Origin of the sequence: Sphingomonas sp. CCH21-G11 (assembly GCF_001555965.1) — a bacterium.
Taxonomy (GTDB): domain Bacteria; phylum Pseudomonadota; class Alphaproteobacteria; order Sphingomonadales; family Sphingomonadaceae; genus Sphingomonas.
Map to the genome: position 1 here is coordinate 43,840 of NZ_LSHX01000024.1, position 18,162 is coordinate 62,001.

At 66.6% G+C, this 18,162-nt stretch carries 15 protein-coding genes; 9 read left to right on the plus strand and 6 right to left on the minus strand.

Features of this window, described 5'->3' with window-relative positions; all coding sequences use genetic code 11:
- Positions 1-57: 57 nt before the first annotated feature.
- The 3 genes from AX676_RS05305 to AX676_RS05315 all read left to right on the plus strand — a co-directional run bounded on the left by AX676_RS05305 (position 58) and on the right by AX676_RS05315 (position 7,549).
- The gene (locus AX676_RS05305) at positions 58-2,070 is read left to right on the plus strand and encodes an EAL domain-containing protein (RefSeq protein WP_066544165.1); all 2,013 of its coding nucleotides are present in this window, start codon (positions 58-60) and stop codon (positions 2,068-2,070) included.
- Between the two features lie 76 nt (positions 2,071-2,146).
- On the plus strand, positions 2,147-4,201 hold the full coding sequence (ligA, locus tag AX676_RS05310) for an NAD-dependent DNA ligase LigA (RefSeq protein WP_066480611.1): 2,055 nt from the start codon (positions 2,147-2,149) through the stop codon (positions 4,199-4,201).
- 174 nt (positions 4,202-4,375) lie between these two features.
- Complete coding sequence (locus AX676_RS05315; RefSeq protein ID WP_066480418.1) at positions 4,376-7,549, plus strand: TonB-dependent receptor; 3,174 nt, start codon at positions 4,376-4,378, stop codon at positions 7,547-7,549.
- 95 nt (positions 7,550-7,644) lie between these two features.
- Here the strand turns inward: AX676_RS05315 and AX676_RS05320 are convergent, their stop codons facing one another.
- Positions 7,645-8,253 carry an HD domain-containing protein gene (locus tag AX676_RS05320; protein WP_066480609.1) on the minus strand — a complete coding sequence of 203 codons (609 nt, stop codon included), beginning with the start codon at positions 8,251-8,253 and terminating at the stop codon, positions 7,645-7,647.
- A 117-nt stretch (positions 8,254-8,370) separates the two neighbouring features.
- On the opposite strand from AX676_RS05320, the gene AX676_RS05325 reads away from it, so the two are divergent.
- From AX676_RS05325 to aac(3), 3 genes are all read left to right on the plus strand, one after another.
- Positions 8,371-9,465 carry a sensor histidine kinase gene (locus tag AX676_RS05325; protein ID WP_066480416.1) on the plus strand — a complete coding sequence of 365 codons (1,095 nt, stop codon included), beginning with the start codon at positions 8,371-8,373 and terminating at the stop codon, positions 9,463-9,465.
- On the plus strand, positions 9,462-10,265 hold the full coding sequence (locus AX676_RS05330; RefSeq protein ID WP_066480415.1) for a LytR/AlgR family response regulator transcription factor: 804 nt from the start codon (positions 9,462-9,464) through the stop codon (positions 10,263-10,265). Before AX676_RS05325 ends, AX676_RS05330 begins: the two co-directional genes overlap by 4 nt.
- 100 nt (positions 10,266-10,365) lie before the next feature.
- A complete protein-coding gene (gene aac(3), locus AX676_RS05335) occupies positions 10,366-11,184 on the plus strand; it encodes an aminoglycoside 3-N-acetyltransferase (RefSeq protein ID WP_066480414.1) in 819 nt (272 codons plus the stop codon).
- On the opposite strand, the gene AX676_RS05340 is transcribed toward aac(3), so the two are convergent.
- From AX676_RS05340 to AX676_RS05355, 4 genes are all read right to left on the minus strand, one after another.
- The gene (locus AX676_RS05340; protein WP_231726055.1) at positions 11,168-11,644 is read right to left on the minus strand and encodes a hypothetical protein; all 477 of its coding nucleotides are present in this window, start codon (positions 11,642-11,644) and stop codon (positions 11,168-11,170) included. The genes aac(3) and AX676_RS05340 overlap by 17 nt on opposite strands.
- 67 nt (positions 11,645-11,711) lie before the next feature.
- Positions 11,712-11,993: a DUF3297 family protein gene (locus AX676_RS05345; protein ID WP_066480412.1), complete on the minus strand. Its 282-nt coding sequence runs from the start codon at positions 11,991-11,993 to the stop codon at positions 11,712-11,714.
- Between the two features lie 11 nt (positions 11,994-12,004).
- Positions 12,005-13,666, minus strand: coding sequence for an FAD-dependent oxidoreductase (locus AX676_RS05350; protein WP_066480411.1), 1,662 nt, complete (start codon positions 13,664-13,666; stop codon positions 12,005-12,007).
- Between the two features lie 72 nt (positions 13,667-13,738).
- Positions 13,739-14,098, minus strand: a complete 360-nt coding sequence (locus AX676_RS05355) for a hypothetical protein (RefSeq protein WP_066480406.1) — start codon at positions 14,096-14,098, stop codon at positions 13,739-13,741.
- Between the two features lie 116 nt (positions 14,099-14,214).
- Here AX676_RS05355 and AX676_RS05360 point away from each other — a divergent pair, with 116 nt between their 5' ends.
- The 3 genes from AX676_RS05360 (at position 14,215) to AX676_RS05370 (ending at position 16,266) form a co-directional block, all read left to right on the plus strand.
- The gene (locus tag AX676_RS05360) at positions 14,215-14,637 is read left to right on the plus strand and encodes an EVE domain-containing protein (RefSeq protein WP_066480404.1); all 423 of its coding nucleotides are present in this window, start codon (positions 14,215-14,217) and stop codon (positions 14,635-14,637) included.
- Positions 14,638-14,770: 133 nt separating this feature from the next.
- Entirely contained in the window at positions 14,771-15,841 is a 1,071-nt protein-coding gene (locus AX676_RS05365) for a S8 family peptidase (RefSeq protein ID WP_066480402.1), read from the plus strand.
- Between the two features lie 8 nt (positions 15,842-15,849).
- A complete protein-coding gene (locus AX676_RS05370; RefSeq protein WP_066480400.1) occupies positions 15,850-16,266 on the plus strand; it encodes a hypothetical protein in 417 nt (138 codons plus the stop codon).
- 6 nt (positions 16,267-16,272) lie between these two features.
- Here AX676_RS05370 and typA read toward each other — a convergent pair whose 3' ends face one another.
- Complete coding sequence (gene typA / locus AX676_RS05375) at positions 16,273-18,093, minus strand: translational GTPase TypA (protein ID WP_066480399.1); 1,821 nt, start codon at positions 18,091-18,093, stop codon at positions 16,273-16,275.
- Positions 18,094-18,162: the final 69 nt, after the last annotated feature.

The window sequence follows — 18,162 nt, forward strand, 5'->3', positions numbered from 1 at the left end:
GTGAGTATCCTGAAGCGTTTTCGCGGTCGAACGGAGGACGAATTGCGCGCGGGCGGCATGGTCGTCAGCGCGGCCGACCGCGCGAACATCGCACTCCAGCTGGTGACGGGGTTCGAGGCACATGGCCTCGGCTGGTTCTGGCAGACCGACCGCCAGGGCAAGCTGACCTATCTGAGCGATACCGTCCGCCGGACGATCGAGGCGGCGACCGGCGAGCCGGTGATCGGCGCGACGCTCGTCAGCCTGTTCCAGATGGACGGCGACGATCCCGCGACCGAACGGACGCTGGCGTTTCACATGACGTCGCGCACCGTGTTCACCGATTATTCGGTGCGGCCGATCGCCAGCAGCGACCGGCGCTGGTCGATGTCGGGCCGCCCCTGCTTCGACGCGTTCGGCAAGTTCGAGGGCTTTGTCGGCAGCGGCAGCGACCTGACCCAGCGCCTGCACGCGGAGGAGGAGATCAAGCGGCTCGCGCTGTACGATGCGCTGACCGGCCTCGCCAATCGCCAGCGCATGCGCCTGGCGATCGACCAGACGCTGGCGCAGTCGATCCGGTCCTATCGCGCGACATCGCTGCTGCTGCTCGATCTCGATCGCTTCAAGGCGGTGAACGACACGCTGGGCCACCAGACGGGCGACGCGCTGCTGGTGCAGGTCGCGCAGCGGGTGACGCGCGCCGTCGGCGAAATGGGGCTGGTCGGCCGGCTCGGCGGCGACGAGTTCCAGGTCCTGCTGCCCGACGAGGGCAATCGCGAGGCGCTGGCCGACCTGGCCCGCACGATCATCGCGTCGCTGTCGCAACCCTATTTCATCTCGGGCTCGTCGATCAGCATCGGCTGTTCGATCGGGATCGCGGTCGCCCCCAATGACGGCGAGGATTCCGAAACGCTGACCCGCAGCGCCGACCTGGCGCTTTATGCCGCGAAGGCGGACGGGCGCGGGATGCACCATTTCTATCGCGAGGAAATGCTGTCCGACGCGCGGTCGCGGCGACAGATGGAGGACGACCTGCGCGTCGCGTTGGTCGAGAACCAGCTCTATCTGGTCTATCAGGCGATCGTCGCGACCAGCGACCACCGCATCATCGGCTATGAGGCCCTGCTGCGCTGGCGACACCCGACACGCGGCGACATCTCGCCCGTCGACTTCATTCCCGTCGCCGAGGAATCGGGGCTGATCGAAGCGATCGGCGAATGGGTGCTGCGCACGGCCACGCGCGAGGCCGCGACCTGGCCCGGCGAGGTTCGCGTCGCGGTCAACGTATCGCCGATCCAGTTCGTCGACGCGGCGTTTCCGGCCACCGTCACCAGTGCGCTGGCGGCATCGGGGATCGCGCCCGGCCGGCTCGAGCTCGAGATCACCGAAAGCGTCTTCCTGACCGACAGCGACACGTCCGACACCATGTTCCGCCGGCTGAAGGCGCTGGGGGTCCGGCTGTCGCTCGACGATTTCGGGACGGGCTATTCCTCGCTCGGCTATCTGCGCCATGCGCCCTTCGACAAGATCAAGATCGACAAGTCGTTCGTGCGAGGATCGGCGATGGCGGGAAACCGCAACCCGGCGATCATCAAGGCGATCGTGGCGCTGGCCGAGACGCTGGGGATGGAAACGACCGCGGAAGGCGTCGAGGTGCGCGACGAGATCGACGTGATCCGGGCGCTGGGGTGCGGCCAGATCCAGGGCCATGTCTATGGCCTGCCGCTGCGCCGTGACGAGGTGGCGCAACAGCTGCGGGAAAATGGGGGCGTCGCTGTCGCGGAAGGATTCCGGATCAGCCGGGCACCGCGGATGCGGATGCTGCGCTGGGCGCGGATGGAAATCGGCGGTCATGTCGGCGATGTCCGCATCCGCAACCTGTCGACATCGGGTGCGATGGTCGACGGCGTCGAGCTCGCCAAGGAAGCGGTCGGCACGCCGGTCAGCCTGGAGGTGATGACCGACGCGACCATGGCCGGCGAAATCCGCTGGGCGGACGAGGGACAGGCCGGCGTCGCCTTCGCCACGCCCTTCGACATGCGTCGCCTCAACGCCCAGACCAATCCGCCGCGCGGGCGCCGCACGGGCTGAGCCTGCGGCGACGCACAGGGGCTTGATCGAGGCCGCCGCGCTTCGTACCGCACGCGTCGTGAGCCCGCCCGAGCCCCTGCCCGCCACCGATATCGAGGCTGAAGCCGAGCTGGCGCGGCTGGCCGAGCAGATCGCCTATCACAACGCGCGCTATCACGGCGACGACGCACCCGAGATCAGCGATGCGGCGTTCGATGCGCTGGTCCGCCGCAATGCCGCGATCGAGGCGGCGTTTCCGCATCTGGTGCGCAGCGATTCGCCGTCGCTGAGCGTCGGTGCGGCCCCCGCCGAGCATCTCGCCAAGGTCGCGCACAGCCGCCCGATGCTCAGCCTCGACAACGGCTTTTCGGACGAGGATGTCGCCGATTTCGTCGCGCGCGTCCGCCGGTTTCTGGCGCTGCCCGACGACGCCCCGGTGCGGCTGACCGCCGAGCCCAAGATCGACGGCCTGTCCTGCGCGCTGCGCTATGAGCGCGGCGCGCTGGTGCGTGCGCTGACACGCGGCGATGGCCAGGTGGGTGAGGACGTGACCGCCAATGTCCGCACGATTGCGGATATTCCCGCGACGCTGGCCGGCGCCCCGGACGTGTTCGAGGTGCGCGGCGAAGTCTATATGGAGAAGGCCGCCTTTGCCGCGCTGAACCGGCAACTGGCTGCGGCGGCAGAGGCGACCGGCAAGCCGGCACGCCAGTTCGCCAATCCCCGCAATGCCGCCGCCGGATCGCTGCGCCAGAAGGACGCCGGCGTCACCGCATCGCGGCCGTTGCGCTTCCTGGCGCATGGCTGGGGCGAGGCGAGCCGGGTGCCGGGCGAAACCCAGGGCGAGGTGGTCGCCGCATTGCGCGGCTTTGGCTTCGGGGTCGCCGACGCCTTCGCCGTCACCGACGACATCGACGGCGCGCTTGCGGTCTATCGCGCGATCGAGCGCGCGCGCGCCGACCTGCCCTTCGACATCGACGGTGTGGTGTACAAGGTCGACCGGCTCGACTGGCAGGCGCGGCTTGGCTTCGTCGGACGCGCGCCGCGCTGGGCGCTGGCGCACAAATTCCCGGCCGAGCGCGCCGAAACGACGCTGCGCGCGATCGACATCCAGGTCGGCCGCACCGGCAAGCTGACCCCGGTCGCGCGGCTGGAACCGGTGACGGTCGGCGGCGTCGTCGTGACCAACGCGACGCTGCACAATGCCGACGAGATTGCCCGGCTGGGCGTGCGCCCCGGCGACCGCGTCGTCGTGCAGCGCGCGGGCGACGTCATTCCCCAGATCGTCGAGAACCTGACGCGCGAGGTCGCGCGGGCGGCATGGACCTTCCCCGCCGCCTGCCCCGAATGCGGGTCGGACGCGGTCGCCGAGGCGGGCGAAGTCGACATCCGCTGCACCGGCGGGCTCATCTGTCCCGCCCAGCGCGTCGAACGCCTGCGCCATTTCGTCAGCCGCGCCGCGATGGACATCGAGGGGATGGGCGGGGTCACTATCGAGACCTTCTTCCGCGACGGCCTGGTCCATTCGCCTGCCGACATCTTCCGCCTGCACGCACGGCGCGACGTGCTGCTGGGCCGCGAACGCTGGGCGGAGACGTCGGTCGACAATCTGCTCGCCGCGATCGAGGCGAAGCGCAGGCCCGATCCGGTGCGCTTCCTGTTCGGGCTGGGTATCCGCCATGTCGGCCAGGTCACTGCGCGCGACCTGCTGAAAGCCTTCGGGACGGTCGAGGCGGTCGCTGCCGTCGCCCGCGACTCCGATCGCCGCGGCGAGATCGAGGCGATCGATGGCATCGGCCCCAGCGTCGCGCAGGCGCTGAGCGACTTCTTCGCCGAGCCGCACAATGTCGCGGTGTGGGACGACCTGCTGACCCAGGTCCAGCCGAACGCGTTCGTCCACGTGGTCGCGCAGTCGGAGGTAACCGGCAAGACCGTCGTCTTCACCGGCACCCTCGAGACGCTGAGTCGCGACGAGGCCAAGGCCCAGGCCGAAGCGCTGGGCGCGCGGGTCAGCGGATCGGTGTCGGCAAAGACCGACCTGGTCGTCGCCGGTCCCGGCGCGGGATCGAAGCTCAAAAAAGCCGCCGAATTCGGGGTTCAGGTGATCGACGAAGCCGCCTGGGCCGCGATTGTCGCGGCGGCACGCGCCTGACGCCCGGCACGATACCGTCCGCGGGCGGTGATGCTATTTTGCAACGCAGCATGACCGACATTGCGGACTCGTCAAAGCTGTAACTCATCTGACACATTCCGCGCGCAGGGGCCGCGTTAACGGAATCAAAACCGGCCGGTTGAGCCGGTTCTTTCAAAAACCAAGGGGTTTTCGATGCGACATCATCTGCTTTTCGGCGCAGCTGCGGCTGCCCTGGTCGTTCCCGTAGCGGCCTATGCCCAGGATACCACGTCATCGATCCGCGGCCAGGTCGTGATCGAAGGCGCGCCCGCGGCCAATGCGGAGGTGACGATCACGCACCTGCCCTCGAACACGACCAGCACCGCGACGACCGACGAAGGCGGCAACTTCAATGCCTCCGGCCTTCGCGTCGGCGGTCCCTTCACCATCACCGCGCGGACGGCCGAGGGCCAGACGGGCGAAGTGTCCGACGTGTTCCTGACCGCGGGCCAGGTGTCGCGCGTGAACGTCGAGCTCGCGACCGCGGACATCGTCATCACCGGCTCGCGGATCGCGCGCGTGCAGAGCAACGGCCCGCTCACGACGCTGAACCGTGAGGACATTGACGGCATCGCGACCGTCAACCGCGACATTCGCGACATCGTTCGTCGCGATCCGTTCGCGACCATCGACCTGTCCAACTCGCGGACCATCGAAATCGCCGGCCAGAACGGCCGCCTCAACCGCTTCTCGGTCGACGGCGTGCAGTTTTCCGACGACTTCGGCCTGAACAATGGCGGTCTGCCCACCAGCCGCGGCCCGGTGCCGTTCGACGCGATCGAGCAGCTGTCGGTCAAGGTCGCGCCGTACGACATTTCCGAAGGCGACTTCCAGGGCGGCGCGATCAACGTCATCCTGCGTTCAGGCACCAACGAATTTTCGGGCTCGGGTTTCTTCACCTACACCGACCAGAGCCTGACCGGCTCGCGCAGCCGCGGCCGCGACATCGCGTTGGAGTTTGATTCGAAGCAATATGGCGGCCTGATCAGCGGTCCGATCATCAAGGACAAGCTGTTCTTCATGTTCGCCTATGAGCGGCTGGATGAGAAGGATCCGTTCGACGACGGCGTCGGCCCGGGGTTCGCGAACCAGGTTCCGGGCATCACGCTCGCCAATGTCGATCAGGTCTCATCGATCGCGCAGTCGGTCTACAATTACGACACCCAGGGCCTGATCCAGAACGCGGTCGAGAGCGACGAGAAGTTCGCCGGCAAGCTCGACTGGAACATCAGCAATGATCACCGCGCGTCGCTGACCTATATCCGCAACGTCGGCACGCAGCAGCTCCAGCAGAACGTCGTCCTGACCGCCCCCCAGGCGCTGGGCCTGCAGTCGAACGGCTATGAGCTGCGCGAAGAGGTCAATTCGGGCGTCTTCCAGCTCAATTCGACCTGGTCGGACAATTTCTCGACCGAGTTCCGCGCCAGCTATCGCGACTATAACCGTAACCAGGATCCGTTCGGCGGCCGCGACATCGGCCAGTTCGAAGTCTGCCTCGATCCGACGTCGGTCGGCTCGGCGACAGTTTGCAACGGCTCGCGTCTGTTCTTCGGTCCGGACATCAGCCGCCACGCCAACTCGCTGCGCCAGGAAAACCTGTCGCTCGATTTCACCGCCCGCGCGACGCTGGGCGATCACACCATCCGCGCGCTGTTCGGCTATACCGACATCTCGACCTTCAACCTGTTCCTGCAGCGCTCGCTGGGCGACATCTATTTCGACTCGATCGCGTCGTTCCAGGCGCGCCGTGCCGATCGCCTTCGCCTTGCCGGTGCGGTGCCGAGCCTCGATTCGGACGACGCCGCCGCGCGCTTCTCGACCCAGTCGTACACGATCGGGTTCCAGGACGACTGGCAGATCACGACCGATTTCCAGCTGACCTATGGTGCGCGCTACGACCTGTTCAACAATCCCGAGCGCCCGCAGCTGAACACCAACTTCACCGGCCGCCTCGGCTTTCCCAACAGCTTCACGTTCACCGGTCGCGGCGTGCTCCAGCCGCGTATCGGCTTCAACTGGCAGGCGACCGATCGCCTGATCATTCGCGGCGGCGCGGGCATCTTCGGCGGCGGCACGCCCGACGTGTTCCTGTCGAACAGCTTTTCCAACACGGGCCAGCTGACCAACCTGGTCGACATCACGCGCGCCAATTGCGCGGCTTCCGGCACCTGCGGCGCGCTGGATGGCGTGACCGGCACCAGCTACCCGGCGTCGCTGACCAACTTCCTGGTCAACAACACGGCGTCGCTCGCGCTGGCACCGGTCAATGCGATCGATCCGGACCTGGAACTGGCATCGCAGCTGCGCGCGACCCTGTCGGCCAGCTATGAAGCCGATCTCGGCCCGCTCGGTGACGGCTGGCTGTTCGGCGCCGACTTCCTCTACGGCAATATCGTCAATGCCTATCAGTGGACGGACCGGCGCTCGGTGCCGATCGGCACGCTTCCGGACGGCCGCACCCGCTATGGCCCGCTGAACGGCATCGCGACGACCAACCAGGACCTGGTGATGACCAATTCGACCGGCGGACGCTCGTTTATCGGCGTCGCGCGGGTCAGCAAGGCCTGGGATTTCGGCCTGACTGTCGATGCGAGCTACACCCGCTCCGACGTCACCGACGTCAATGCGATCACCTCGGCGACGGCGGGTTCGCTCTACAGCAACAACGCGTTCGTGGACCCGAACATCCCGGCGGAAGGCACCTCGATCTATCAGATCAAGGACCAGTACAAATTCTCGATCGATTACAACCACGCCTTCTTCGGCGACTACAAGACGCGCGTCAGCCTGTTCGGCGAATATCGCTCGGGTCGGCCGTACAGCCTGACCATGATCGATCGCGGCACCGGGCGTCTGCCGGTGTTCGGAACCGTCGGCAACGGTTCGCGCGTCCTGCTTTACGTGCCCCAGCTCAACGATCCCCGCGTCGTATTCGACTCGGCGGCGACCGAGACCGCGTTCAACAATCTGGTCGACCAGTTCGGCCTGAAGCGCGGCGCGGTGGTGCGCAAGAACAGCGAGCAGTCGCCCGACTTCTTCAAGGTCGACCTGCACGTCGGTCAGGAAATTCCGACCTTCATCGGAAAGAGCCGGATCGAGGTCTATGCGGACATCGAAAACGTCCTCAACCTGATCGACTCGGACTGGGGCTCGCTGCGCCAGGTGGCGTTCCCGCAGACCGCGGCTGCGGTCACCGTCGAGTGCGCGGCGCTCAGCGGCGGCAACTGCACCCAGTATCGCTACTCGCGCGTCGAGCAGCCGAACGTCCAGCTGGTGACGCGTCCGTCGCTGTATCAGATCCGTCTGGGCGCGCGTTTCCGCTTCTGACGCGCCGCAAGGCCGAACGAAACGACAGCCGCCGCCCCAGCAATGGGGCGGCGGTTTTCGCTGGTGCCGTGTCCTTTGGTGAGCGGGCGTGGGGCTCAGGCGGCCGCCGGGGCGCTCACCTTCGCGTACATGCTGTTGATCGGGCGCGCGAAGACGCGGCGCACCATCGGCTCGAAGAACGCGAGCGGCTCGCTCGCATAGTCGGGATCGAACGCGGCCTGGTCGTAGAGATGGCAGAACTCGGCACAGGCGTCGTAATGCGCGCTGCCGCGGAACCGCTCGCGCAGGTCGCGGTCCATGCCGAGGTGGTGGAAATAATAATAGCCCTGGAACGCGCCATGGTTCTGCGCAATCCAGTGCAACTCCTCCGACACGAAGGGCTTGAGGATCGCGGCGGCGATTTCGGGATGGTTGTAGCTGCCGAGCGTGTCGCCGATGTCGTGGAGCAGCGCCATCACGACGTAATCCTCGCCCCGCCCGTCGCGATGCGCACGGGTCGCGGTCTGCAGCGAATGAGTCAGCCGGTCGACCGGAAAGCCGCCATAGTCGCCGTCGAGCAGCCGGAGATGCGCGAGCACGCGGTCGGCGAGCCCGTCGGCAAAGTCGCGGAAATGCCCGGCAATGATCGCCCAGTCCTCAGCCGTCCCCTCGGTCATGGCCCGAAACTGCGCGCGCGCCTGATCGGCATGGGGATGATCGGTCATCCGGCTCGTCCTTTCCATCATCGTGTCGTGACGCCAGCCTATGCCGGTTTGCCGCAATCGTTAAGCCGGGATATGTGAGAGGGCACTGCGCCGACCCGAAAGACCGCACGCCCGCCCATGACCTCCGCCCTGCTCTCCCGGCCGTTTTTCGAGGACAAATCCCGCGCCTTCTGGATCCTGCAGGCGGCGGGCTGGAGCGGCTACCTCATCCTGCGCGCGGTTTCGCTGCTCGGCAACAACCCGTCGATCGAGCCGGCGGTGGCGGCGATCATCGAGGCGATCGTCGGCTATTGCCTGACGCTGCTCATGTCGGTGCTCTACGGCTATTCGCGCAAGCTGCCGCGGTTCCAGAGCATCGCGCTGACGATCGCGACGCTGGCGGCGGCGACCGTCCTCTATGCGTTCATCGACGCCTTCATCTTCTCGTTCATCCGCACCGGCACGCCGGAGATCACGCTGCGCTTCTTCCTCGGCGTGCTGTTCCTCACCTTCACCGTGCTGGCGGGGTGGTCGGCGCTGTATTTCGGGATCAACTTCTACCTGATCGTCGAACGGCAGATCGACCAGATGCAGCTGCTGGAAAGCCAGGCGTCGACCGCGCAGCTGGCGATGCTGCGCTATCAGCTCAACCCCCATTTTCTCTTCAACACGCTCAACTCGATCTCGACGCTGGTGCTGCTCAAGCAGACCGAGCGCGCCAATGCGATGCTCAGCCGGCTGTCCTCGTTCCTGCGCTACACGCTCGCCAACGAACCGACCGCACAGGTGACGCTGGCACAGGAAGTCGAGACGCTGAAACTCTATCTCGATATCGAGAAGATGCGCTTCGACGAGCGGCTGCGCACGAGCTTCGACATCGACGCGCGCACCGTGAAGGCGCGCCTGCCGTCGCTGCTGCTGCAACCGCTGGTCGAGAACGCGATCAAATATGCCGTGACGCCGCTGGAGGAGGGTGCGGATATCGCGGTCGCCGCACGGTTGAACGGAGACAGGGTGCAGATCATCGTGTCCGACACCGGTCCGGGCTTGAACGAACGCGCGCGTCGGCCAAGCCTGTCCACGGGCGTGGGTCTGGCCAATACGAGGGAGCGGTTGGCACAGGCGTTCGGTCCCGATCACCGTTTCGAAGCACGATCGAACCCGGGCGGCGGGTTCCGCGTTGAAATCGAGATACCGTTCCAGGTTGAAGAACCCAACCGCGAGGCAGCATGACCATCCGTACCATCCTAGTCGACGACGAACCCCTGGCGATCCAGGGACTGGAGCTCCGGCTGCAGGAGCATGAGGACGTCGAGATCATCGACAAATGCGTCAACGGTCGCGAGGCGATCCGCGCGATCAAGACCCACAAGCCCGATCTGGTGTTCCTCGACATCCAGATGCCGGGGTTCGACGGCTTTTCGGTCGTCCAGGGGCTGATGGAGGTCGAACCGCCGCTGTTCGTCTTCGTGACCGCCTATTCCGACCATGCCATCCGCGCGTTCGAGGCGCAGGCGGTCGACTATCTGCTCAAGCCGGTCGAGGAGGCGCGGCTTGCCGACACGCTGGACCGCGTGCGCCAGCGCCTGTCGGAAAAGCGCGGCCAGGCCGAGGTCGAGAAGCTCAAGGAAGTGCTGGCCGAGGTCGCGCCCGAAGCCGCCGAGGAATTTGCCGATGCGGGCACCGATCCGGTGACGTCCAGCCGGTTCGAGCGGCTGATCAACATCAAGGACCGCGGCCAGATTTTCCGCGTCGACGTCGACACGATCGAACGCATCGACGCGGCGGGCGATTACATGTGCATCTATACCGCCGACAACACGCTGATCCTGCGCGAAACGATGAAGGACCTGGAAAAGCGCCTCGATCCCCGTCGTTTCCAGCGCGTGCACCGGTCGACGATCGTCAATCTCGACCTGGTCAAGCAGGTCAAGCCGCACACCAACGGCGAATGTTTCCTGGTGCTCGATTCGGGCGCGCAGGTGAAGGTCAGCCGCTCCTATCGCGACGTCGTGGCGCGCTTCGTCCACTGATCGCGGACCGCTGGATGCGACCCGCCGATCATATGGCTGACCGGGGCGTTTCGGATGCGCCACGATCCGGGATCGCGGCGGCAACCGCGGCACATCGCGGATGACTGAGCTGTGGACGCGCACCGCGCTGGCCCGTGACCTGGCCGCGCTCGGGCTGGGTGCGAGCGACACGGTCGAGGTGCATGTCGGGCTGCGCGCCGTCGGGCCGATCCTGGGCGGGCCGGACACGCTGATCGGCGCGATCCGCGACACGATCGGCGATGGCGGCACGCTGCTGGTCGCCACCGACTGGAACGGAGACTATCAGGAGAGCCTGACGGCCGAGGACGGCAGCGTACCCGCGCAATGGCGGGATCATGTGCCCCCCTTCGATCCGCTCACGTCGCGGTCGATGCGCGAAAATGGCGCCTTCGCCGAATTCGTCCGGACGACTCCGGGCGCGAGGCGAAGCGGCAATCCGAATTGCAGCATGGCCGCGATCGGCGCGCGCGCTGCGTGGCTCACCGATGGGCAACCGCTCGACTATGGCTATGGCCCCGGGTCGCCGCTCGCCCGGCTGGTCGAGGCGCAGGGGCGCGCATTGTTGATCGGCGCACCGGGCCAATCGCTGACCCTTCTGCACCACGCCGAACATCTTGCCGACATTCCCGACAAGCGCACCTTCCGGGTCGAAATCCCGTTTCGCAACCCGGATGGCGGCACATCATGGCGGTGGTGCACCTATTTCGAGGACAGCGAGGCGATCGTCGAGGGCCTGTCCGACAGATATTTCGACGAGATCGTCGCCGACTATCTCGCCACCGGTTCCGGAAGCACGGGGCGGGTCGGCAGCGCAACGGCGATCTTGGTGGATGCAGCCGACATCACCGCCTTCGCGGTCGGCTGGATCGAGCGGGCCGCGGCTAGAGCGCGAACTTGATCCCGTGAAGGCTGAGCGGGGTGCCATCGTCGGCACAGACCGGCGCGGCGATCAGACGCATCCAGCGTGTCGTCCCGCCGGGGCGGAGCTCGACATCGATCGTAAAACCGCGGCGATGCTTGATCGCATAGTCGCGCAGGCGCTCCATCGCCGCGCGTGATTCGTCGGCATAGACCGACAGCGCGTGCGGACGGCTGGGCGCCACGTGGCGCGGTACGCCGAACAGGTCGTGCACGGCACCCGACCATGCGAGACGCCCGCTCGACAGATCGCATTCCCACAGCCCGACGCCATGCTCGGCGAGCGCCTGGCTCTGCGCGGCATTCGGATCGAGCGGCCAGCGCAGCACGGGTTCGAGCTGAACCGATCCGAGGTCGAACCGCCGGGTGCGATCGAACAGCGGCCAGCTGTGGTTCAGCGCGAGCGGCTCGACCGGCTTCATGCACGGGACGTCGGTCATGACGCCGAACATAGCCGGGGCTGCCTAAGAAAGCATGGACGCAGCCGCCGTGACCGCGTCGCGTGCGTCACGCCTCGCCCGCGTCCGCGTCCGCCGCATCGGCACCGACGCCGCTGTCCTGGAACCATGCCTCGACCGGGCCGCTCAGCTTGATCGTCAGCGGGTGGCCGTGCCGGTCGACCTTCTTGCCGACGGCGACGCGGATCCAGCCTTCGGAAATCGAATATTCCTCGACATCCTTGCGCTCGGTACCTTTGAAGCGGATGCCTATGCCGCGTTGCAGCAGGTCGCCGTCGAAATACGGGCTGCGCGGATTGATCGACAGGCGGTCGGGGGGTGTATCGCTCATGGCGAGCGCCGTTACTCGACCGCGCCGATTTCCGCCAGATATTTGTGAATGGCGGACACCACGACCGACCCCTCGCCCACGCCCGAAGCGACCCGCTTGATCGATCCCGATCGCACGTCGCCGACCGCGAAAATGCCCGGGCGCGACGTTTCGAACAGCCGCGAATTGCGATCGGTCAGCACGAAGCCCTTTTCATCGAGTTCGAGGCACCCGTCGAGCCAGTGGGTGTTGGGCTCGGCACCGATCATCACGAACAGCGCGCCGACCGCCTGCCGATGCGTCGCGCCGCTGCGCCGGTCGGTCCAGGTCACCTCGCGCAGCTGGGCATCGCCGTGGAGTTCGCTGATTTCGGTGAACGGATGAAGCGTGATCTTGTCGGCTGCCTCGATCCGCTCGATCAGGTAGCGGGACATCGTCGACGCCAGCCCCTCCCCGCGCACCATGATGTGGACGTGCGCGACGGTCCGCGACAGGAAGATCGCGGCCTGCCCAGCCGAGTTGCCGCCGCCGACCACGACGACATGCGTGTCGGCGCATAGCGACGCCTCCATCGCGGTTGCGGCATAATGAATGCCGTTGCCCTCGAACCGCGCATAGTCGGGCAGGTCGAGCTTGCGATAGCGCGCGCCGGTCGCAACCACGATGGCTTCGGCGCAAAGTTGCTGGCCGTCCTCCAGCCGCAGGCGGAACGGACGTTCGCTGCAGTCGAGTTCGGCGACGGCGCGCGAGATAGCGAGTTGGGCACCGAATTTCTGGGCCTGTACCTGGGCGCGCCCCGCCAATGCCTGGCCGGAGATTCCGGTGGGAAAGCCGAGATAATTCTCGATCTTGCTGCTGGTGCCTGCCTGGCCGCCCGGCGCGACTGCCTCGACCACCACCGTCTCCAACCCCTCGGACGCCGCATAGACGGCCGCCGCCAATCCGGAGGGGCCCGCGCCGATGACGGCAAGATGGTGGACCCGGTTGCAATCGATCTGCACTGTCAGGCCCAGCGCATCGGCGAGCGCGGCGTTGGTCGGGTTGCGCAGCGGCGCCCCCTCGGCGATCACCACCGGCAGGTCCGCCTCGGTCAAGTTGAAGCAGGCGAGGAAGCCGGCCGCATCGGCGTCGCTTTCGGTGTCGATGGTCCGATGCGGATAGCCGTTGCGGGTCAGGAACGTCTCCAGCCGCACCATGTTCGAGAGGTGCGCCGGGCCGACCAGCGTCACGCCGCCTTGGGCATGCTTCATCAGCGCGACGCGGCGCAGGATGAAGGCCCGCATGATGATCTCGCCGATGTCGGGCTCGGCCGCGATCATGCGCCGGAAATCGGGCCGCTTGATGCGGACCACGCGCGTGTCGCCGATTGCGCGCCCGCTGACCAGGATCTTGCGGTCGTTGAACAGGTCGAGCTCGCCGGTGAACTGGTTGGCGCGATGACTGTGGACGATGCTGTCCGTCTCGCCGCTATGATCGATGATCTCGATCTCGCCCGACAGGATCAGGAAGAAATCGACGCTGCGCTGGCCGCGCTCGAAAATGAAGGTCCCGTCCTCGACCGTCTCGATCGTGCCGAATGACGCGACCCGCTCCGCCATGGCGTCGTCGAGCACCGGAAAGGTTTGCGCCGTGCGGGCATAGGGATCGGACGGGTCGAGCCCGGCACGTGGCGGCGAATCTGGCGGGCTGCTCATGCGTCATCCCATAACGCGCCCGGCACGATATTGCGACCGTGGCGCGCGCGTCGGCAACGCCACGGTCAGTTGTCAGCAATAGCGCACACGCACGCGCCGGCCGAGATAGGGATCATAGACGCGTCGAACCCTGCAATCGTCATAGTAGCGGCGCGGCGGACCCCAGTAACCGCGGCGCGGATAGACATAGCGCGGGCCATAAAAGCGGGGGCCCGGGCGATCGTAATAGTAATAATCGTCGTCATAATAGCGGTCGCGGTCGCTCGCGATCGCCGCGCCGATGGCGATACCGGCGATCCCTGCAATCGCCGCCGCGGCGGCGGCATCGTCACGGTCGCGATAATAGCGCCGGGCCTCCGCCGGCGCCGCGACGGCAAGCGTCGTCGCCGCCAATGCGGTGCCGAGGCCGAGCTTGGTCAAAAGCGCGTTCATCTCCACCTCCTCATGGCCAGGGATGGCATCGGCCACCCATTGCCGGCAGTATCATCGGGCAAAGCTGAACCCTGGCCGAACCCGTTGTTCAGAAACGACGAAAGGAGCGCGCGCCAATGGCCTATTGGCTGATGAAGTCCGAACCCGACACCTATGGCTGGGACGACCTGGTCCGTGACGGCGAAACCCGCTGGGACGGGGTGCGCAACAATGCCGCGCGGCTGCACCTGCGCGCGATGCAGCCGGGAGACCAGGCGTTCTTCTACCACTCCGGCGGGGACAAGGCGGTGGTCGGCATCATGGAGGTGAGCGGCGGGCCGCATCCGGACCCCGCCGACGCGGATTGGGTCGCGGTGATGGTGCGCCCGATCCGCCCGGTCACCCCGCCAGTCACGCTGGCACGGATGAAGGCGGCGGCGGGGTTGGCCGACATGGCGATGCTGCGCCAGTCGCGGCTTTCGGTGTCCCCCGTCACGCCCGCGCAATGGGCGCTGATCATGGCGCTCGACACCAGTGATACATCCAAAAGTGTTGTATAAACAGCAATTTACACCAAGCCCAGCTTGACGCGCGTCATGAACAGGCGGAGCATTCGTCCGGGTCCAACAAAAAATGGGGTCGCGTCACATGCAAGGTCAAACACTCCTCGTTGCGTCGATTATCGGATGCACCATGCTCGCCACGCCTGCGCTGGCGAAACGCGGCGAACCGATCGAAGACCAGTATATCTGCGTCTTCGACAAGTCGGTGGCCAAGTCGAATGTCGCGAAGGAAGCGAGCCGCGCCGTGAAGGCGCAGGGCGGCAAGCTGAAACATGTCTATTTCTCCGCGATGCAGGGCTTCACGGTGAACCTGCCCGCCCAGGCGGTGGAGCGGATGAAGGCGTTCGACCGCACGATCGCCTATTGCGAGCAGGACCGCGTCGTCACCATCCCGGAGGACGAGGCCCAGGCAACGGCGCAGCCCGGCGGCAGCACCATCCAAGCCACCCAGACCGTGCCGTGGGGCATCACGCGCGTCGGCGGCGGCGCGATCACCTCGGGCGCAACCGCATGGGTGCTCGATTCCGGCATCGACCTCGATCACCCCGACCTGAACGTCGACGTGACGCGCAGCGCCAGCTTCGTCGGCGATCCGTCGCCCAATGACGGGAACGGCCACGGTACCCATGTCGCGGGCACGATCGCGGCATGCAACAACGGCATTGGCGTGGTGGGTGTCGCGCCCTGCACCCGGGTGGTGGCGGTGCGTGTCCTCGACAGCAGCGGCCGGGGGTCCAATTCCGGCATCATCGCCGGCATCGACTATGTGGCTGCCAATGGCCGGCCCGGCGACATCGCCAATATGAGCCTGGGCGGCGGCGCGTCGAGTGCGCTCGACGCCGCGGTCATCAACGCGGCGTCGACGGGCGTGCGCTTCGTCCTCGCGGCGGGCAACTCGGCGGTCAACGCGGCGACGACCAGCCCCGCCCGCGCCAATGGGCCCAACGTCTTCACCGTATCGGCGTTCGACCGCAACGGCCGGTTCGCGACCTTCTCCAATTTCGGCAATCCGCCGATCGACGTGGCGGAGCCGGGGGTGTCGATCCCATCGACATATCTGAACGGCGGTTACGCCACGCTTTCGGGCACGTCGATGGCGGCACCGCATCTGTCCGGGCTGCTCCTGATCGGCTCGGTGCGCAACGGCGGCCGGGTCACCAACGATCCCGATGGCATCCCCGATATCATCGGGGTGCGCTGATCGCGCCGATGCCGATGACCGGTGACGCCCCTGTGCCCAGGGGTCCGAGCCGCGTCGAGGCGGTCGAACTGGTCTTTGTCTACAACGCGCCCGACGGCGTAATCGCGGCGCTGGGCGACATGATCCACAAGATCGTGTCGCCCAGCACCTATCCCTGCTCGCTATGCGCGGTGACCTATGGCGCGTTCACGATGCGCCCGGCCTGGCGCGCGTATCTGCGCACCCTGCCCTGTCCCGCCCGCTTCTATCACCGCGACGGCTTTCGTCGCGACTGGCCGGCGATCGACGCCGCATTGCCCGCCGTCTTCCTCAGGCGCGCCGGCACGCTCCGCCTGCTGCTCGACAGGGCGACGCTCGACGCGCAGCGCGATGTCGATCAGCTGATCGTGACCCTGAACGCGGCGCTCGCCCGCGCCTTCGCCTGAGCGCCGTCAGGCCGCCTTGGCGCGGCTGGCGCGCTTGCGCTCGTGCGGATCGAGGTGGAGCTTGCGCAGCCGGATCGACTTGGGCGTCACTTCGACCAGCTCGTCGTCGTCGATATAGGCGATCGCCTGTTCGAGCGTCATCTTCTTGGGCGGGGTCAGCCGGATCGCATCGTCCTTGCCGCCGCTCGCGCGGAAGTTGGTCAGCTGCTTCGCCTTCATCGGGTTGACCTCCAGGTCATCCGTCTTGGCGTTCTCGCCGATGATCATGCCCTCGTACAGCGCCTCGCCATGCCCGACGAACAGGATGCCGCGCTCTTCCAGGGGCCCTAGCGCATAGGCCTGGGCCTCGCCCGCGCCGTTGGAGATGAGCACGCCGTTCTTGCGGCCTTCGATATTGCCCTTGTGCGGCCCGTATTTCTCGAACAGCCGGTTCATGATGCCGGTGCCGCGCGTGTCGGACAGGAACTCGCCATGATAGCCGATCAGGCCGCGGCTGGGCGCGGAGAAGGTGATGCGGATCTTGCCGCCGCCCGACGGGCGCATGTCGGTCATCTCGGCCTTGCGCAGGTTCATCTTCTCGACGACCGTGCCCGAATATTCCTCGTCCACGTCGATGACGACGGTTTCATAGGGTTCGGTCCGGTTGCCGGCCTCGTCGGTGCCGAACAGCACGCGCGGGCGGCTGATGCCGAGCTCGAAGCCTTCGCGGCGCATCGTCTCGATCAGCACGCCGAGCTGGAGCTCGCCGCGCCCGGCGACTTCGAAGCTGTCGCGGTCGGCCGACTCGGTCACCTTGATCGCCACGTTGGATTCGGCCTCGCGAAACAGGCGGTCGCGGATCATGCGCGAGGTGACCTTGGTGCCCTCGCGCCCCGCCATCGGCGAATCGTTGACCGCGAAGCGCATCGACAGCGTCGGCGGATCGATCGGCTGCGCCTGCAGCGGTTCGGTGACGCTGGGGTCACAGATGGTGTTGGCGACCGTCGCGGTGGTCAGCCCGGCCAGGCTGATGATGTCGCCGGCCTGCGCCTCGTCGGTCGGCACGCGCTCCAGCCCGCGAAAGGTCATCAGCTTCGACGCGCGGCCGGTCTCGACCACGTTGCCGTCGGCATCGAGCGCGTGGATCGGCATGTTGGTCTTGATCGAGCCCGAAAAGACGAGGCCGGTCAGGATGCGGCCGAGGAAATTGTCGCGGTCGAGCAACGTCACCAGGAACTTGAACGGGCCGTCGGGGTCGGCCGACGGCGGCGGGACGTGATCGACGATCTTGTTGAACAGCGGCGCCAGCGTGCCCTCGCGCAGGCTCGGGTCCTCGTTGGCATAGCCGTTGCGGCCCGACGCGTAGAGCACCGGGAAATCGAGCTGCTCGTCGCTTGCCTCCAGGCTGACGAACAGGTCGAACACTTCGTCCAGCACTTCCTGGATCCGCTCGTCGGGACGGTCGACCTTGTTCACGACGACGATGGGCCTGAGCCCCAGCGCCAGCGCCTTGCCGGTCACGAACTTGGTCTGCGGCATCGCGCCTTCGGATGAATCGACCAGCAGGATGACGCCGTCGACCATGCTCAGGATGCGTTCCACCTCGCCGCCGAAATCGGCGTGGCCGGGGGTGTCGACGATGTTGATCCGCGTGCCCTGCCAATCGACCGAGGTGCACTTGGCCAGGATCGTGATCCCGCGTTCCTTTTCGAGGTCGTTCGAGTCCATCGCCCGCTCCTCGACCCGCTGATTGTCGCGGAAGGTGCCGGACTGGCGGAAAAGCTGGTCGACGAGCGTGGTCTTGCCATGATCGACGTGGGCGATGATCGCCACGTTGCGGAGATTCATTTCAGTTCCCGATGTGCGGAGGTGGTGCGTGCGCGCGCTTAGCGGATTTTGTGCGACAGCGAAAGGGGA

Excerpts from the sequence above, each read along its gene's own strand:
- AX676_RS05330 (WP_066480415.1), top strand. The coding sequence starts at position 9,462 with ATGACCATCCGTACCATCCTAGTCGACGACGAACCCCTGGCGATCCAG.
- AX676_RS05365 (WP_066480402.1), top strand. The coding sequence starts at position 14,771 with ATGCTCGCCACGCCTGCGCTGGCGAAACGCGGCGAACCGATCGAAGAC.
- AX676_RS05370 (WP_066480400.1), top strand. The coding sequence starts at position 15,850 with ATGCCGATGACCGGTGACGCCCCTGTGCCCAGGGGTCCGAGCCGCGTC.
- AX676_RS05320 (WP_066480609.1), bottom strand. The coding sequence starts at position 8,253 with ATGACCGATCATCCCCATGCCGATCAGGCGCGCGCGCAGTTTCGGGCC.
- AX676_RS05305 (WP_066544165.1), top strand. The coding sequence starts at position 58 with ATGGTCGTCAGCGCGGCCGACCGCGCGAACATCGCACTCCAGCTGGTG.
- AX676_RS05360 (WP_066480404.1), top strand. The coding sequence starts at position 14,215 with ATGGCCTATTGGCTGATGAAGTCCGAACCCGACACCTATGGCTGGGAC.
- AX676_RS05355 (WP_066480406.1), bottom strand. The coding sequence starts at position 14,098 with ATGAACGCGCTTTTGACCAAGCTCGGCCTCGGCACCGCATTGGCGGCG.
- AX676_RS05350 (WP_066480411.1), bottom strand. The coding sequence starts at position 13,666 with ATGAGCAGCCCGCCAGATTCGCCGCCACGTGCCGGGCTCGACCCGTCC.
- AX676_RS05315 (WP_066480418.1), top strand. The coding sequence starts at position 4,376 with ATGCGACATCATCTGCTTTTCGGCGCAGCTGCGGCTGCCCTGGTCGTT.
- AX676_RS05345 (WP_066480412.1), bottom strand. The coding sequence starts at position 11,993 with ATGAGCGATACACCCCCCGACCGCCTGTCGATCAATCCGCGCAGCCCG.
- typA (WP_066480399.1), bottom strand. The coding sequence starts at position 18,093 with ATGAATCTCCGCAACGTGGCGATCATCGCCCACGTCGATCATGGCAAG.
- AX676_RS05325 (WP_066480416.1), top strand. The coding sequence starts at position 8,371 with ATGACCTCCGCCCTGCTCTCCCGGCCGTTTTTCGAGGACAAATCCCGC.
- AX676_RS05340 (WP_231726055.1), bottom strand. The coding sequence starts at position 11,644 with ATGACCGACGTCCCGTGCATGAAGCCGGTCGAGCCGCTCGCGCTGAAC.